Raw genomic sequence first — 17,811 nt, forward strand, 5'->3', positions numbered from 1 at the left:
ATCGGTCTATATTTCACCCGAATCAAAAGATTCCTTGTCGCTTTCCGTCAGGAGGATACCCTTCTTCTCCCGACGGGCCAGATAGAGGTTCTTCTCTGCCCGGAAAATAAGATCTTCGATATCACCCTCCCCGTAAACTGCACCAATTGCCACTCTGATCTGACAGGCAACAGCACCATGCATAGCCAGGATACTTTCCGCCGCATTCCGAATCAAGTGCAGACGCCCTTTCAGAGTCTCTTCGCTGATCTGATCCAGAATTGCGATAAATTCACCGCCGTCATAATGGAACAGCAGATCTTCTTTTCGAAAACTGTCCTGAAGAATCTGCCCCAATTCCCTTAACAGGCCTTCTGCCTTCTCTTTTCCGATCAGATCCTGCAGCTTCCTGTAATTCAGGATTTCTATTGCGGCCAATGCCCCTGCTCTGCAGCCGGCCAGCTGCTCTTCAAAATACCGGCGGTTTCTTAGACCAGTCACCGGATCGATATATTCCTTGTCCTGTTGAAAAGTCGGCAGGGCAATGTGCCGTTTACTCGTAAGAGCCTCATTCTCTACCCGGACCTCCGCCTCCAGGCAGTACTCTTTGCCTTGGAAAAGGAGCGGATGTGCAAGCATGAGATAAGTCCCGTCAGCCCTGTGCTGAATCGCAATTTCCTTGCCTCCTCTTGCCATAGCTCTTGCAGCCAGACAATCCCTGCAGCGTTCGTTCATCCCCCAATGCTTCCAGCAGAAACCATCTTCCATATTCTCGGGATCGCTGCGAAAAGGTTCTACAATACTTCGACTTGGTACATTTACAATATGGACCTTATCAAAAATCTTCTCATACTCCGCCATGCGAAATTCCAGTTCCGCTGAAGTCAGTTTCCAGGACGATGTCTCATCGATCTCTACCCGGCCGACCGTTACCGCCAGGAGCCGGTACTGCGAATAGGTCTCCTTTCGGCTTGCCGATCCGTATCCGACTTTGGTCAGTATGGCATGCCCGTCAATCTCATGAATCCGGTCGATCTGCCGCATACACTGTTTCATCCGTTCATCGAAATTTGCCCTGGAGGGCGCAGTCTTTCGAAGGATGGCAAAAGTCCCCTTCTGCACGCGGGCTACCGTACAATTCTCCTGAAAAGAAATCTGAAGGATGTCTGCGATCTTAAGGATCAGGTTCTCTGCAGAAAGCATGCCGAAAGAATCATAGATTCTGTCATAGGAAGGGAAAAACAGTATGCCGAGACTATAATCTTCCCGATTTTTCTGATAGTTGTCCTCGTAGGCGGATAAGGCAGACAGGAATCCCTGGATGGACAGAAATCCCGTGACAGGATCCTTCATCAGGTTTGCTTCCGCTGCCCTGGCCTTGGGCAGAAGCTTATCCGCATCAACAAAATAACCCATCAGGCCGACAATCTTACCGTCTTTGTAGACCGGGAACTTTGTCGCCTGAATATTCCTTATGATCCCATTTAAAACATTCTGGCCGGGGACGGAATAAACCGTGCTTCCCTGCGTGATCACTTTCAGCTCGTCTTCTTTGTATAAGCTTCCGTCAATATGCCAGCCCTGGTCCTCGTCTGTTTTCCCTATGATCTCCTTTTCCGAATCAAAGCCATAGAAATTCAGGAAGGATCTGGAAGCTCCGAGAAATCTCCTCTCCCGGTCTTTCCAGAAGAAGTGGATCCTGGACTGCTCCATCAGAGCCGTAAAAAGAAGATGCTCCATTTCCATGCGGTTACCGAGTTTTTTTTCTTCCCTTGCCAGACTGCCCCAGTCATCCTGCCAGAGCAGGCGAACCAGATCTTCAGGATTCTCGGCAGCCGAAACAGCAGCAGGCTTAATACAGAAGAGGCAGGTCTCCTGATTGATGCCCGGGATCCGAACCCAGGTAAATTCCATCCATTGAATGGAACCGTCTTTCTGGATCATACGGTAAAGTGCGTTGAAACTGTCCCTTTTCAAGCGAATCATCTCTTGACTGATGCAGGAATAGCCGGAATTCTCCCGGAAACGATCCTGGTCCTTGAAGTAGATCCGGTTCCAGATCAACTCCAGAACCCGTTTCCCGATATAGGTATCTCCCGGATTCTCCCCATCCACTGAGGACTGGATCACCTGGATTTCCTGCTTTGTGGCATTGACCAGATAGATATCCTCATAAGACTGGATCAGACTTCGAAGAACCGGATCGAAACGGACGATGTCTCCCTTCTCCTCTCTCGTGGCATCCGTACATTCCACCAGGAGCATAGAGCCTGTGACGCTGTCTGCCAGTTTCTTCATTCGAATTCTGAGATAATGTCCCATGTAGAAGAGATAGGCTGTCTCGATCGCATTACTTAAGATCGCAGACCGGATCAATTTCAGAATTTTTTCACTGGTGAAGGACTGATTCCGATTCAGGGCATCTTCAATGCTCTTCTTTCCTGTCAGACCATTCTCCATCAGGATCTCTCGAAAGGCCTGATTCTGATAGTAGAGCCGGATCTGATCGTCATGGAAGGAGATCATCGCACGCGGTTCTTTCACATTTAAGTCGATCTGTCCGACTTCATCGAAGAAGTCTTTTTCCGCCTGATTTTCAAACACGAGATTTCGATTCTCTAATTTGATCAGTAACTGATCCAAGGGCAGGGGCCTGGAGTAGTAATAACCCTGAATTTTCTCACAGCCCATTTCCCGTAAAGCATCCAGCTGTTCCTCTGTCTCCACTCCTTCTGCCAGCGTGTGAACGCCCAGCTCCTTGGCCATCTGAATGACCGACCGCACGATGGCCAGAGACTTCTTACTGCCATTTAAGAGAAAACCGCGGTCCAGTTTGATCTCATCAAAATCAAAATCTTTCAGTGAATTCAGAGAAGAAAAAGCAGAGCCGAAGTCATCCATCCAGACTTCATATCCGGCATTATGAAAACGGCTCATCTGGTCCCGGATCTTCTCCGGGGCATCCATGACGGTCGTCTCCGTAAGTTCCACACAGATCCATTCGGGATGAAGGCCCTTCTTTTTTACCATGCTGCTGACCAGTTGGAAGGGATCCATCACATCAAAATCTCTTCTGGAAAAGTTCACGGAAACAGGAACGATGGCAAGTCCCCGGTCATAGCGTTCCTTTAACATGGAAGTCACCTGATCCACCACGTAACTGTCCAGTTTATAGGACAGATGCCTCTCCTCAAGAAGAGGAACAAAATCCGCCGGCGAGATCAGACCATATTTGGGATCATCCCAACGAGTCAAGGCCTCCAATGAGCAGACCATCCCATTCAAAGTCCGGATCACCGGCTGATAATAGATCTTAATATAGGAGTGTGAAATAGCTTCATCAATAGCAGATTGGATATAATGTCTTTTCTCCAGACTCTCCCTTAGCTCATTGGTGAAGTAGCACAGATAATGCATACTGTCATTTCGCAGCTGGTCGCAGGCTATCTTCGCCATGTCCAGATCCTCGGCTTGCAGATCTGTTTTCGCTACAACAAGAATCCCGGTCAGAAGGTTCAGGCTGAAGCTGTCCCTGAGATGAAATACCCTGTCATGGGCCAGACTGACCTTTTTCTCCAATCCTTCTATATCCTCTGAAAGGCAGGCAAAATGATCCGCCGACAGGCGAGCCGTCCCTTCCTTCCCGAAAATATCCGATAAGACCTCTGCGACATCTTTGAGACAGCGGTCGCCTTCTTTCATCCCAAAGGCTTCGTTATACATTTTGAAGCCGGAAATATTAAAATACAGAAGTACGGCCCTGCCCCGGTCCTCTTCTTCTTTTGCGCGATATGCCCATTCTTTCAAAAGACAAAGCATATACGACCTGTTATAGGAACAGGTGATATAATCTTTGTATTCGATCTCCTTATCCCTGATATGACCCATACCCTCTCCTGTCTGACAAATGTTTCCTTCGATTCGGAAGGAATGAACAGATCCGCTCCCGAGATCTTCGAACAAGGCAACCTCTGTCAGTTCTAAGCTTAAATGAAAGTTCGGATTTCCTGAATCAGGACCTCCGGCTCAAGCGGTTTATAAAGATAGGCATTGATACCGCTTTCCCGAAGCTCCGTTGACAGGCTCCTTCGAAGGGTATCCGCCGTGATTGCGATGACCGGAACGGTCTTTGCCTTTTCGGATGGAAGAGAACGGATCTGCCGCGTCGCTTCCAGACCGTTCATATTCAGCATCACGACATCCATGAGGATGAGATCGATCCGGTCTTCATTTTCCTGATATATTTTTAAGGTTTCCTGACCATCGCCGGCCAGAATCACACACATTCCGTAGCTTGTAAGAATGCGGGAGATCACTTCCTGATTGATCCGGTTGTCCTCTGCGAGCAGGATCCATTTGCCGGCCAGATCCGACATATTCCCCCAGCTTGCAAGGTTCTTCTCCCTTCTGCCCTCTTCCATTTCACAGGGGAAAGAGAGGGATATGCCGCCTGCTGTCATTCGATATGCCACATTGGGACTGCCCATAGCCTCAGCATAGAAGAAGAGACGAAGGAGACTGACCGAACGGTCATCCAGACCGACCGGCATGATGCCGATCCCTCGCTGGCGGATCATCCGATAGAGGGTCTTCATTTCCACAAAATGATCCTGGGTGAGAGCAGAATCCGTAAGTTCGGCTGAAAATTCAAATTGAATTTTTCCGTCTTCCCTGCCTAGCCTTTTTCCCTGCATGGTCACGGTGCTGTTGGGATTGGAATATCTTACAGCTACCTGGAGAAGAGAATTCATGAGAGAAAAAGCCTGCTTCCGATCGATCCGTACCGGAGTCCCCGATAGTTCCGCCAGGTAATTCCGCAAAATAACGTGCCGGTCCTGACATTCCTGCCGCATCTCGGCAAGAAGGCCCTCGATCAGATGATCTAATTCCACGTTTTCGGTCTCCCGGACGGACTTTTCCACATTCCGGAGATAGAGATCCATAATACCGGCCGTAGAATCCTTTAATTCTCTGCCCAAAAGTGAGATCCTGGCAAAGATCTGATCAACCTTCCCGGAAGCGGCGGACCGAAAGTTTTCTTCCCGCCCGTCTCTTACCAGGCCCTGCAGAGAATTCAGGGTGGTGCGGATCCGGTTGTCCAGATATTCCAGGAGGAAATCACGGTCGTCTTTGGACTGTGATTCTGCCGGCTTGCCTGTCGAATGATCCTTTGGCTTTTCTTCCGATTTTTCTAGAATCTTTTCCGAATCCATTTCACTCTTCCTCCTTGGAGCAGTCTCTTTCCTTTAAGCGATCACCCATTTTTATTTTTTAGCTCTCAAAGTCTGCATGTTTTCATATCTATTGGCGAGCTTTTGACCCTGTCATCATACTTTCCAGTCTAAATTCTCCTGATATCATTTTCAAGTCCGAAAACTTCCTCAGGATCCAGTCTCCTGGCCTCTCCTTCCGAGAGTTTCGGGTCTAAAACCAGGCTTCCCATCTGTAGTCTTTTCAAGGTCAGGACCTCCATGCTGACCGCTTCAAACATGCGCTTGATCTGATGAAATTTTCCTTCGTGAATGGTGATCCGGACCAGGCTCTGATCCCCCTCTACTGACAAGACCGATAATCCGGCCGGCGCCGCGGTAAAATCCCCGTCAAGGACCAGACCCTCCCGGAAAGCTTCCACTTCCTTCGATCCGACTCTTCCCAAAACAAGAGCTTCGTATACTTTATCCACATGGCTTTTCGGTGCAAGGAGCCGGTGAGCCATATCTCCGTCATTGGTAATGAGAAGAAGTCCTGTCGTATCCTTATCCAGCCGGCCGACCGGGAAGAGGTCCGTCCGCCGGTCCTTTGGCAAGAGGTCTAAAACCGTCTTCTGCCTCTTGTCAGACCTTGCGGAAAGGACTCCGGCCGGCTTATTCAACATAAAATATTGAAATTCCTCATAGATCACAGGCCTGCCGAAATAAGTCACCCTGTCTTCCCTGGAAACCGGGGCAGCCGGATCCCGGACAGGGCTTTGGTTTACAGTGACATTTCCTTTTCGGATGGCCTTCTTTAAGTTGCTTCTGCTGTCCAGATTCATATCCGAAAGGAGTTTATCCAGCCGCATTATATTTCCTCCACTTCCAGGATGTCATCGAATGAAATAGAGACCGTCCCGACGTCTTCCACAATAAGGTCTAAGAAACCATGATCGACAGCGGTCACAGGGCGGACAGCAGAGACGGTTCCGAAAAGGTTTTGGATCTGCCCGCCTTTCTTCCTCGGATCCTTTCGGAAACAGGTCAGACGGATCCTCGTGCCGGGTTTTTCCGATAATTCCTGCAGGCGATAACCGATGGCATCTTTCTCTTCCTCCGTAAGGGCCGGCTTATCCTCTGTCAGCCGGCCCTCCTCCCGGATCTCATTCTCGTAACCTGTCAATGCAGCAAAGGGATTGAACTGGGCCGCTCTCTTATCCATGGACAGATGGGGATGCCGGCGAGGGCCGGTCCAGTCCAGGTCAATCAATTGTCGGATCTCATCTCTCATGCCTTATGACCTCCGATGGAATGATTCCTTTCTCGCTGCGTTGCGCCTTCTTCCAGATCAATGCCCTTCATAACCACATTTTTCCCGTATTTTTCCTGGAGTTTTAAGATGGCTTCCTGAGCCTTCCGGTCTTTTCTTCGATCGATGGATCGGTCTTTAGCAAGGTCAAAAATGGATAATTGTCCCTTCTTAATGACATCCGGCTCTTCCTCCCGGATCCGATCCGCCACAAGATACATACGACGGACCAGAAGATCCGGATCCACGATCCGGTCAAAGAGGCGGACTGTGGCTTCCGCAATCTCCCGATTGGAATTGGTCTCTATTTCCAAACGCTCGGTCCCGTGAGCGGCCTTCGGGATCTTACGACCGTAACGGTCCGTGACAATGGGCCCGTGATAGTTCCTTCGCCGGTCCGCATCCGTCAGATTCTCGATATCGTAACCGACCGTCAGGACGATGCTGCCAGCCAAAAAGTGCTTTCGAACAAGATCCAGGGCCAGGACTTCTGCCATCTCCCGGATGACCAGGCGGGCCTTTTCATAAATATAAGGCGAAACCAGGACCTGCCCTTGCGAGACGGACTTGGGCTTTGGTTTTAATTTCTTAATATCCCGGATGGTACAGGGTTCATAGCCGAAGGCATGATCCAGGAGGAATTCCGCATTGACGCCGAATTCCCGGAAAAACCAGTCTTCATTATGGGCTGCCATGAAGGCCACAGACCCCATGGTATGCATGCCGTTTTTCTCCAGTCTTCTGGCGATGCCGGGACCAAGCCTCCAGAAATCCGTGAGAGGCCTATGATCCCATAGTTTCTCCCGGTAGGATCGGACTGAGAGTTCAGAGATCCGCACACCGTCCTGATCCGGCGGGATATGCTTTGCCATGACATCCATAGCGACCTTGGCCAGATAGAGATTGGGGCCGATGCCTGCTGTTGCTGTAATTCCGGTCTCCTCTAAGACCTTATGGATCATGGCCATCGCCATCTCATGCGGATCATTGTGAAAGCTGTGGAGATAGCCTGTCACGTCCATGAAGACCTCATCTACCGAATAGACCTGAATATCTTCCGGTGCTACGAAACCGAGATAGATTCCGTAGATCTGCCGGCTGACTTCCATATAGCGGGCCATATGAGGCGGGGCAATCCGAAAAGTCACAGGGTCTTTGGGACGGCTTGCATTGATCCGGTCTATCACCTGATTCACTTCGAAAAGCCTGGCCCGACCGGGGATCCCGTAAGCTTTCAGGGAAGGAGAGACGGCAAGACAGATGGTTTTCTCCGTCCGGGTCGGATCTGCAACAACCAGATTTGTCGTCAGAGGGTCCAGACCCAGATCCCGGCAAGCGACTGAGGCATAAAAGGATTTCAGATCAATCGCGATATAGGTCTTATCATCCGTCTGTCCCAAGGCCGGGACCTCCTTTCTGCTTTTTAGCCGATGGTTGTCTGTTTTATCGTATGCTGTTTTTCGGCTTCTTATTCTTATTTCAGAGACTTTCTTGTATCTAAAGCAGCCGCGATCTCATCCGCCACAAAGACACCCGATGCCGAGGCATGCGACAGGGAATGGGTCACGCCGGATCCGTCTCCGATCATGAAAAGTCCCGGATATCTGGTCTCCAGCCGCTTATTTAACTGCACTTCCATATTATAGAATTTGACTTCGACGCCATAGAGGAGCGTATCGTCGCCGGCAGTACCCGGAGCGATCCGGTCCAGAGCATAAATCATTTCAATGATGCCGTCCAATATCCGCTTGGGAAGAACCAGAGACAAATCTCCCGGTGTTGCCTTCAAAGTCGGCCGAACCGTACCCTCTTCGATCCTCTTTTCTGTTGACCGTCTTCCTCTCTCGAGATCGCCGAACCTCTGTACGATGACGCCTCCGCCCAGCATATTGGACAGACGGGCAATCGATTCACCGTATCCATTGGAATCATGGAAAGGCTCAGAGAAATGCTTGGATACAAGAAGTGCGAAATTCGTATTTTCCGTTTTCTTGGCCGGATCTTCGAAGGAATGGCCGTTGACCGTCACAATTCCATTGGTATTTTCATTGACGACGATCCCGTTCGGATTCATACAGAAAGTCCGCACCCGATCCTCGAACTTCTTGGTCCGATAAACGATCTTACTCTCATAAAGCTCGCTGGTCAGATGTTCAAAAATCGGCGCCGGAAGCTCTACCCGGACGCCCAGATCCACCCGGTTGGAGCTGGTCTCGATCTCGAGGTCCCGGCAGACCGATTCCATCCACTTGGAACCCGACCGGCCGACAGAAACGATACAATTCTTAGAAACTGCTGTACCACGCTCGGTATGGATCCGGTAAATGTAAGGCGACGCCTTACATTTCTCCGAAGACGCATCGTGGGCCTCTCCGGAAGTCTTCGGATCGACCGGCAGGGCTTCAATGCGGCTGACCGGCGTATTGAAATAGAAATCAACATGATCCTTCAAGATGTCATAGAGATGCTCGAGAACGACATAATTCTTGTCGGTCCCCAGGTGGCGGACCGAAGCGTCCAAAAGCTGGAGGCCGTTCTGCATGCAGAGTGTCTTGAAATGGGAACCGGCAGTCGAGTAGAGATGGGTGCCTTCGCCGCCGTTTTCCATATTGATCCGGTCAACATACTTCATGAGTTCAATGGTCTTCTCCCGACCCAGATATTCATAGAGGGTGCCGCCGAAATCATTGGTGATATTATATTTGCCGTCTGAAAAGGCCCCCGCACCGCCGAAACCGTTCATGATCGAACAGGTCTTGCAATGGATGCAGGACTTGATCTTCTTACCATCGATCGGGCAATGCCTTTTCTCTAACGGCATGCCTTCCTCGAAGAGACCGACCGAAAGATCCGGCGCCTTCTTCACAAGTTCATAAGCCGCATAGATCCCGCCGGGGCCGGCGCCGATAATAATGACATCATATTTCTTATCTGTAAATTCTATAGACACTGGTAACTCCTGTTCAAGTTAAGGTTTGAAAGGTTCTGCTTTTATGCTTATAAAGCCGCTTTCCATCGTTTTCGGACAAGAAAAGCCTTAATTTTATTTTACTCAAAAATACGATCCAATCAATCCAAACCTTGCCGCTCCTGAAATCGATATATAAAATATGGGGGTGCGGACATTTTCTTGGACTGTCTAAATAGCAATTCCAAGAAAATGGCCGCACCCCCTATCGATCTGAGCGGTATTGGTAACGGTGCCCGCGCACAAAGCTTTCGCAAGGCACGCCTATTCTGCTAATACGTTCGTTCACCGCATTCGTTCTTCTATTCCGCCGTCACATATTTGTGCAGCGTGGCACGCACCGCTCCTGTGCCTGCGGTCAATTCGGTAAAGTAAGCACAGACCTTGTCAGACAGTCCGGTCTCTATGAGATCGACGCCGAAAATCGTTTTGTCGTGCAGCAGTCCTGCAAGCCTGGAGCAGTCGGGTTTTTCGCCAATTCTAAAGCCTTTCACATAAGCCTGAGCGGACTCCAGCAGGGGATCGGGCGACGGGTCAAAAGGCTTGCCGTTATCGTCCACCGCCATCAGATAGCGCAGCCAGCCGGCATACACCAGCGGGATGAGCTTGAGATCATTGACGTCCAGCCTGTCGGATGCCAGGTAGGCCTTGATGGTCTCGCCGAAGCGGATGGGCAGCTTCTGAGAAGTGTCCGTGGCAATGCGCTGCGGGGTGTCCGGTAAAAAGGGGTTCGGGATCCGTATCTTCACGACGGTATCTATAAAGTCCTGCGGATTGATGATGCCGGGATCGGTCACAACCGGAAGGCCCTCCTTGTAGCCGATGATCTCTACCAGCTTGCGAAGATCCTCATCCTGCATCTCTGCAGAGATCTTCTCAAAGCCCAACAGGCATCCGTAAATGGCCAGAGCTGTGTGCAGGGGATTGAGACAGGTGCAGACCTTCATGCGCTCGACCTTATCGACGGTCTCACGCGAGGTGAAGAAGAAGCCGGCCTTCTCAAGCTCCGGGCGGCCGTTGGGGAAGTCATCCTCCAACACCAGATACTCGCTCTCCTCGGCATTGACATATGGCGCCCTGACCGTGCCGCGGGCGTTCCGCACCGGGGCGAAGTCTTCCAGACCATCCCTCTTCAGCATCACGCCGACCGCGGGATCGGGGCTCGGTGTGATCTTGTCGATCATCGTCCATGGAAAGGAGACCTTTTCGCCGTTTTCGATATAGCTCCGGAAACCTTCATTGCCCCAGGCCTCGGCAAAGGCGGCCATTGCCTCCTTGAGCCTGTCGCCGTTATGGGAGCAGTTGTCGGTGCTCACCATCGCGATCGGATATGCGCCCGCCTTGAAGCGCTCAAACAGAAGTGCGGCGACCCTGCCCAAGTAGCTCCTGGCCTCTTCTGGAGAAGCCAAAAGGTCAGCCTTCACGTCATCACCGGCCAGGCTGTAGCCCTTCTCGGTGATGGTGAAGGTGGCAAGCTGCAGGGAGGGATTGCGGAAGATCTCCTTGAGGCGTTCTTCGCCGCTGTACAGGTAACAGGTCTCGGCTATCGCGCCGAGGATGTTTTTCTCCACGCTTCCGTTGGCTTTCAGCGTCACGACGACAGCCAGATCGTCATAGTTCTCGCCGCCGTGATTCATGCGCTCGACGGCGATGATACCCTTGTCCAGCACCCCCTCGTTCAGCATACGTTCAGCGGCCATCCCGTGCAGAGCCTTGAAGATATTGCCCGCGCCGAAGTGCAGCCACGTCGGGTTGGCCCTTGTCCTTTCTATCATGGTCTCTCGATTGTATTCGGGCAGATGGTAGCCTTTGGCTTCCCACTCATCCCGGTTCTCCAGAGCCTCATTATTCAATCTCATTTTTCTGCATCCTCCTTGTCCATCAGGTCCCAGGCACCCAGCATGTACATGATACCGAGGGCACGGTCATACAGACCATAGCCGGGCCGCACGTTTCCCGGCTTTTCATCCCAAAGGTGGCGGCCGTGGTCGGGTCGGATATAGCCCTCATAGCCACAGTCGTGATAGGCACGGAGAATATCGAGAATTCCGGTGTCTCCGTCGCAGTCCCGATGGCTCGCCTCGGAAAAATCCCCATTCGGGAAGTGCTTGACATTGCGGATGTGGGCGAAGGCAATGCGGTCGCAGTGTTTCCGCACGATGGCTGCCACATTGTTTTTGGGGTTCGCGTTCAGGCTTCCGGAACAGAGAGTCAGACAGTTATAGGGATCATCCACCATCTTAAGAAAACGGTCTATGCTCGCCTCATCTACCAGAAGTCGCGGCAGGCCGAAGATGTCCCAGGGCGGATCATCCATATGAACGGCCATTGTGATGTCGGTCTCATGGCACACAGGCATCAGGCTTTCGAGGAAGTATTTGAAATTGTCCCAGAGCTTCTCCTTGGTGACATCCTTGTACTTCTCAAACAGCTCGTCCAGCTTCGCCATTCGCTCAGGCTCCCAGCCGGGGAAGGTCATGTGGTATTTCTCCGTAAAGCTCATCACGTAGTCTGCCATTTCTTTCGGATCGTCCTGAATCATATCCTTCTGATAGTACAGCGCGGTAGAGCCGTCCCCTACCGGGTGGAAGAGGTCGGAGCGCGTCCAGTCGAAAATCGGCATGAAGTTATAACAAATGACCTTCACGCCAAAAGGGGCTAGGTTTCGGATCGTTTGAATGTAATTGTCGATGTAGCCGTCACGTGTAGGCAGTCCAATCTTGATGTCATCATGCACGTTTACGGACTCCACCACATCGGCGTTGAAGCCTGCCGCCTTGATTTGATCTACTACAGGCTTGATTTCTTCCGGATGCCAGATCTCACCGGGCAGCTTGTCATGAAGCGCCCAGACAATGGTACTCACGCCCGGAATCTGACGGATATCGCTCAGAGATATTTTATCGTTGCCCTCGCCATACCAGCGAAAGCCCATTTGCATCGGCATGGAATCTCCTCCTTATTTTTGAAGACACACGTATTCGATACCACTTTATATTTCACCGGACAGTCTCGTTTCCTTTCTATAAGACCCCAGGAAGGCGAGGCTCTCCTTTGGTATGCGCGTCTGTGTGGTGCGGTCGACGGCGATCAGTCCGAAGGTCATGGAAAATCCCTTCTGCCACTCGAAATTGTCCAACAGGCTCCAGTACATATAGCCCTTGATGGGGATACCGTCTTTGATGCAGCTCTCAACACCCGCGAGCGCCCGACGGATAAATTCCACCCGGCGCGCATCGTCCGAGACAGCAACCCCGTTCTCCGTGACGATCAGATCCCCTTTGAATTCCTCTGCGACACGGCGGATCACATGCTCCAGAGCCTCGGGATAGAACTCATAGTCCATCTGGGTCAGTTCCGCTCCCTCGGGGCACGGCAGTTGTCCGGTGGGCCCATACTGCGTGCGGGTATAATTCTGCACGCCGAGAAAGTCGTCGTCTGCGATATACGGCAGGTAGTGCCTGAACTCCTCGTCCCAGGCAGCCTCGGCATAGCTCTCTCCTCCCGGCATCGCCTGCAGATCATGCAGGGAGAGCGTAATGCCCACCCTGATGTCGGGGTAAAGAGCCTTAATCGCTTTCTTCGCCGCCTGGTGCGCGCGAAAGACCAGCGCATCGCCCTCAGCCGTACGAGCGCTTACAAAGATCTGAGGCTGAGGTGTTCCGAAAGCCTGGGCGTTCTCGATGGCGGCGAACTTCATGTTCTCCATCATTTTCTCGAAGTTCATTCCTACTTGTACCTTGCCTTCGGCTTTCTTCGCGTCGGAGGCCCCCTTCTTCGCCGCCTGTTCGGCCATCAGGCGGAAGCGCTTTGAGATCGCCGCTAACTGCAGGCCCATGTTAGCCTCGTTGATCGTACAAATATAGTCCAGCTCCGCGCCGAGCTTTTCGGTGACGTAAGCGGCATATCGACGGAAGTACTCGATCGTACTCTCCGCTTCCCAGCCGCCCTTGCGGATCAGCCATGCAGGGGAGGTGAAGTGCATGAGCGTCACAATGGGTTCTATGCCGTTCGCCCGACAACAGCGGATCACGTCACGATAGTGCTCAATCTCCCGCTCATCGAACTGCCCTTCCTCGGGCTCAATGCGTGCCCACTCGATCGAGAAACGATAGGCGTTCAGACCGGCCGCTGCCATCAGCTTTATATCTTCTTCATAACGGTGGTAATGGTCGCAGGCTTCGCCGCTCGGCTCGATAAAACTGCTGTGCGGCAGATGCTCCTGAATCCAATAGTCGCTGTTTCTGTTATTGCCCTCCACCTGATGGGCAGCGGTCGCTGCGCCGATTAGAAATCCCTTCGTAAATGCCATTTTCTTCCCTCCTTACAGTTTCACACACTTGCCCTTAGTGATACCGTTTTCATTAAAAGCATCCACACGAACATAGTATTCACGGCCCTTGATCAGCGCACCGACCCGCTGAGAGCCGGCCTTGAAAATCAGATAGCTGTGATATAACTTCTCCGGCGAGGAACCGAAGAGGATGTTGTATCCCAAAGCGTCCTTCTGTTCCCTGATCTGTATGGTCATGTCCAGATCTCCCGTCCGCGCAGCGGAAAAGACCGGCTCGGCTGGCTTTTCGCCATCCCCCAGGCCAAAGACACGAAGACCGGAGACGCACGGCGCCTGCTCAAAGGGCACAGCCATATCGCTCAGGCGTAGATAACGGACATCAATACCTTCCTCGCGTATGATCAGATCATGGGAAAGATCGGTTGCGCTGTCGGACTTGTCCTCGATGACAAACCATTTTTCCCCATCAACGCTCCCCTCCAGCTTCCACTGTGTAATGCGCTCCGCTTCATCGATGTAGCGCGCCTGCGAGCCGGGACGGATCTCTCCGGGACAGGGAGTGTCGATCCTGTCATCAGCAAAGTTAATCTGCACGGCGTGCACCTTGAATCGCTTCCCGAGATCGACGCACAGCCACTCGTTACGGCTGTTGCCTGCTGCCCGCCACCAGGTCTGCACGTTCTCTTCCACTGCCATCGAAGGTTCGTGGCCAGGGACAAAAGAAGAAGCGGTCGCTGCCTTGCCCACGCTCAAAAGCATCCACGCCGGATCGCGCCAGGGGTCACCTTCAAGCGCCATCGGCCAGTCTCCGTAACGCTGGTTGCAGAAAAGTTCGCCATCATCATCAAAGCCCGCTGGCCACAGTCCTACACGGCGTTCAAAGTCATGATTCACCGAGATCCGCATCGTCGCCGTATGCCAGAAGCTTCCATTCTTATCCTGCATCGTCGAGCCATGGCCAGCGCCAGGAAGGAAGCCGCCGGGCTTGTAGGAATAGGGGTTGTTTTCTGCCAGGCGGAAGGGACCGAGCGGACCTTCGCCCACATAGACGCCGTCCGAATAGGTATTGTACTGCGTTCCGGGGGTGGCGTATTGCAGATAGTACTTCCCGCAATGTTTGTCCATCCACGCTCCTTCAATATAAGGCTTGTTGGAAAACATGCCGCGGATCAGTGGCCGAAGGTTTTCAGGAACCATGCTCTCCGTCATGTTCCTGGACTTGAGATATGCCTGATATCTCGCCTCGACCTCTTCCGCGGAGGCCGGAAGTGTGCTGTTGTCCTCACCGATGCGCTCGTAGCCGATCTCAAAGGGATGGCCTTCTACGACAGCAACTGCTTCGCTCCTCGGAAGCATAGTCTCAGGATCAAGCTCCACACCGTAAATTGGCGTCTCGTTGGAACACCCCCAGTAGAAATATACACGCCCGTCGTCATCCAGGAAGAGATTCGGATCCCAGAATGGGAAAGAACCTTCAATACGCTCATAGGGGCCGTTCAGAACATCTTTCGTGCGCCAGCGGTCACAGCTGTGCTCGCGTGCAGAGGCACAGAAGTACACATAATCTCCGATTACGCGTACATCCGGAGCGTAATCATAGAAAGGCAGCCCCTCCGGCAGACGATAGTTCTCCCAGTGTGCCAGATCGTCCGACACCCAGACACCCAGTGTCATGGAGGCGAAGATGTAGTAACGACCCTTGAAAAGAATCATTGAGGGATCGGCTGCCTCACGGCAGATCTGCAGTTCTCCGCCCTTGCGCGGATCGGCATTAAACTGATAACGGTAGTTAACATTGATAGGGTTACAGATATACTTCATAATGGTATTCTCCCTTGGTAACTTCGTGTGTTACCCCGTTCGGCAGCTCGACCCCGGCCGGGACGGGCACTGAAATATCAAAGACCAATTTTCCCTTTTTATAGCACCAGGCGCTTTTGACCGTGCCGTACAAGGTACGCCGCTCAGCCCTGGCAAAGCCAAGTGCGGGATGTGGATGTGGATGGATCATGAGCTTCCCGGCTTTGAACTGAATACCGCAGACACCATCGAGCAGCCAGCCGGCAATTGCTCCGTAGGAGTAGTGATTGAGGGAATCGTGCACCGTGCCGTCCCTGCGCACTCCGTCCCAGGTCTCCCAGGTTGTGGTTGCTCCCTTCTTCACCGCATAGAGCCAGCCTGGGCAATCATCCTGCAGCAGAAGCCTATAGGCCGTGTCCGTATAACCGTAGTCCGCGAGCACGCGGCAGAGATCAGGGGTGGAGAGAAATCCGGTGTTCAGATGATAGCCGTTCTGAACGACCAGATCGTTCAGCGCACTCGCAGCAGCCTCTGCCTCACTGCTATCCAGCAGCCCGAAAGCGATGGGGCGCACATATTCGCACTGGCGGTCAGATTTGATCACGCCGTTCTTCGTGCAAGTATAGCGATAGGCCTTCTTCGCGCCCTCCGCGATTTCCTTGAATTTATCCGCTTCCTCTTGTTTACCGAGAATCGCAGCAATCTGGGACAGTAGCGTAGCGGACCTGAAATAATAAGCCGTGGCAACCTCCGGCGCGCCGAACATCATGTTCTTTTTCATTGCAGCCATGTTGTCCACATCCGGCTGGCACCACTCGCCGAAATGGAACCCCTCGTCCACCAGATACTTTCTATACGGGTTCAAAAGATTCTGTGGCCGCGTTTTAGCGGCGCGCTTTTCGCAGAAAATCATCCAGCGACGCATCATGTCGTAGTTTTCCTCAAGAATCGACCTGTCTCCCGTAGCCTCATAAATCGCCCAGGGCACCAGCACACAGGCATCGCCCCAGCCGGCGGAGCCCTGCAGCATGTTTGAGATCTTCGTGCCTGAATTGTTTACCGGAGCAATATTCTGTACCAGTCCATCCTCGCTCTGCGCCAGCCGGCACTCGCCAAGCCATTTGCGCAGAACCGGTGCACAGTCCATCAACATCAGACCCGTCGGTGCGAAGACGCCTGCGTCGCCTGTCCATCCCGCGCGCTCACGGGTGGGACAATCGGTGGGGATGTCACAGAAATTCGAGCGCATGGACCACAGGCAGTTTTCAAAGAGGCGGTTCACCTCAGCGTTACCGCAGTTGAAAAACGAAGTCTGCGACATGTCGGAGTAAACAGCGATTGAGGTGAAGTGCGCATCCGTCAGGTCAATGTCGGTTTCTATCTTTGCATAACGGAAGCCGAAGATCGTGAAGCTTGGTTTATAGATGTTCAGCCCGTCTTTACAGATGTATTCCAGCTTTTGCGGGATGCCCCCGTTCTTATTACGCGCGCCCGGGTCAAAATTGGACTGGGTGAAGTTGCCGTTTTCGTCCAGGGTCTCGCCGTGCCAGATCACGATTCGCTGTCCCTCCTTAGCCGTTACACGAATCTCCGTATAGCCGGCAAGGTTTTGGCCAAAGTCGATCACCGTCTCACCGTTCGGCGTACGGATCAGCTTTCCCTCGAAACGCTCATGCTCACAGACCGGTAGGAAGTCCTCGCCACAGAGATGATCAAAGCCGAAGTCCCGCACGGTGACAGCATGCCAGTCGGCAATCTCCTCCATGCGGGCATCGTATGTCTCGCCCTGCTGGAGATCATTCTCGCGTATCGGTCCGCTCTGACTGGCCTCCCAGCTTTCATCGCTGCAAAGAGCAGCCTTTCCATCGAGCTCGATCTGGCAGAGCAAGGCGAGATCCTCGCCGTAGAAATTCCGCAGCCCGTCAATGCCTACACAGCCGCGATACCAGCCATCGCCGAGGGTGACAATCAGCTCGTTCTCGCCTTTACGGAGCAGATCAGAAACATCATAGGCCTGTACACACAATCGTTTATGGTAGTCGCCCGTGCCGGGTGCCAGTACGAAGTTTCCGACGCGCGTGCCGTTCAAGACCGCCTCGTACAAACCATGACAAGTGATATAGAGCACGGCATTTCCCGTATGATCCATTGTGAAACGGCGGCGCAGAACAGAGGCGGGCTGCCGCTGTTCCTTGTCATGTGGCACCTCGGGATCGATCCATTCGGCCTCCCATCGTGCGGGCAGGCGGTTCTGCAAAAGCATACTCAT

At 52.5% G+C, this 17,811-nt stretch carries 11 protein-coding genes; all 11 read right to left on the reverse strand.

Going from position 1 to position 17,811, the window contains the following annotated elements; translation table 11 throughout:
* Nucleotides 1–6: 6 nt before the first annotated feature.
* The 11 genes from ACKX2L_RS07410 to ACKX2L_RS07460 all read right to left on the reverse strand — a co-directional run bounded on the left by ACKX2L_RS07410 (nucleotide 7) and on the right by ACKX2L_RS07460 (nucleotide 17,811).
* On the reverse strand, nucleotides 7–3,867 hold the full coding sequence (locus ACKX2L_RS07410; RefSeq protein WP_497551082.1) for an EAL domain-containing protein: 3,861 nt from the start codon (nucleotides 3,865–3,867) through the stop codon (nucleotides 7–9).
* Nucleotides 3,868–3,965: 98 nt separating this feature from the next.
* On the reverse strand, nucleotides 3,966–5,192 hold the full coding sequence (locus ACKX2L_RS07415; RefSeq protein ID WP_497551083.1) for an ATP-binding response regulator: 1,227 nt from the start codon (nucleotides 5,190–5,192) through the stop codon (nucleotides 3,966–3,968).
* Between the two features lie 128 nt (nucleotides 5,193–5,320).
* Nucleotides 5,321–6,040 (reverse strand): pseudouridine synthase, encoded by a 720-nt coding sequence (locus ACKX2L_RS07420; RefSeq protein ID WP_497551084.1) that lies wholly within the window; start codon nucleotides 6,038–6,040, stop codon nucleotides 5,321–5,323.
* Entirely contained in the window at nucleotides 6,040–6,462 is a 423-nt protein-coding gene (locus ACKX2L_RS07425; protein WP_497551085.1) for a YolD-like family protein, read from the reverse strand. Before ACKX2L_RS07425 ends, ACKX2L_RS07420 begins: the two co-directional genes overlap by 1 nt.
* Nucleotides 6,459–7,880, reverse strand: a complete 1,422-nt coding sequence (locus tag ACKX2L_RS07430; protein ID WP_497551086.1) for a Y-family DNA polymerase — start codon at nucleotides 7,878–7,880, stop codon at nucleotides 6,459–6,461. The genes ACKX2L_RS07425 and ACKX2L_RS07430 overlap by 4 nt, the downstream gene beginning before the upstream one ends.
* Before the next feature lie 74 nt (nucleotides 7,881–7,954).
* Nucleotides 7,955–9,430 carry an NAD(P)/FAD-dependent oxidoreductase gene (locus tag ACKX2L_RS07435; RefSeq protein ID WP_497551087.1) on the reverse strand — a complete coding sequence of 492 codons (1,476 nt, stop codon included), beginning with the start codon at nucleotides 9,428–9,430 and terminating at the stop codon, nucleotides 7,955–7,957.
* Between the two features lie 320 nt (nucleotides 9,431–9,750).
* Entirely contained in the window at nucleotides 9,751–11,307 is a 1,557-nt protein-coding gene (locus ACKX2L_RS07440; RefSeq protein ID WP_497552965.1) for a mannitol dehydrogenase family protein, read from the reverse strand.
* Nucleotides 11,304–12,389, reverse strand: a complete 1,086-nt coding sequence (gene uxuA, locus ACKX2L_RS07445) for a mannonate dehydratase (RefSeq protein ID WP_497552987.1) — start codon at nucleotides 12,387–12,389, stop codon at nucleotides 11,304–11,306. Before uxuA ends, ACKX2L_RS07440 begins: the two co-directional genes overlap by 4 nt.
* 51 nt (nucleotides 12,390–12,440) lie before the next feature.
* The gene (locus ACKX2L_RS07450; protein ID WP_497552966.1) at nucleotides 12,441–13,760 is read right to left on the reverse strand and encodes a glycoside hydrolase family 1 protein; all 1,320 of its coding nucleotides are present in this window, start codon (nucleotides 13,758–13,760) and stop codon (nucleotides 12,441–12,443) included.
* 12 nt (nucleotides 13,761–13,772) lie between these two features.
* A complete protein-coding gene (locus tag ACKX2L_RS07455) occupies nucleotides 13,773–15,563 on the reverse strand; it encodes a family 43 glycosylhydrolase (RefSeq protein WP_497552967.1) in 1,791 nt (596 codons plus the stop codon).
* The gene (locus ACKX2L_RS07460; protein WP_497552968.1) at nucleotides 15,547–17,811 is read right to left on the reverse strand and encodes an alpha-L-rhamnosidase; all 2,265 of its coding nucleotides are present in this window, start codon (nucleotides 17,809–17,811) and stop codon (nucleotides 15,547–15,549) included. Before ACKX2L_RS07460 ends, ACKX2L_RS07455 begins: the two co-directional genes overlap by 17 nt.

The sequence above is a fragment of the Porcibacter vitabionis genome, assembly GCF_046263795.1.
Classification (GTDB): domain Bacteria; phylum Bacillota; class Clostridia; order Lachnospirales; family Lachnospiraceae; genus Lachnocurva.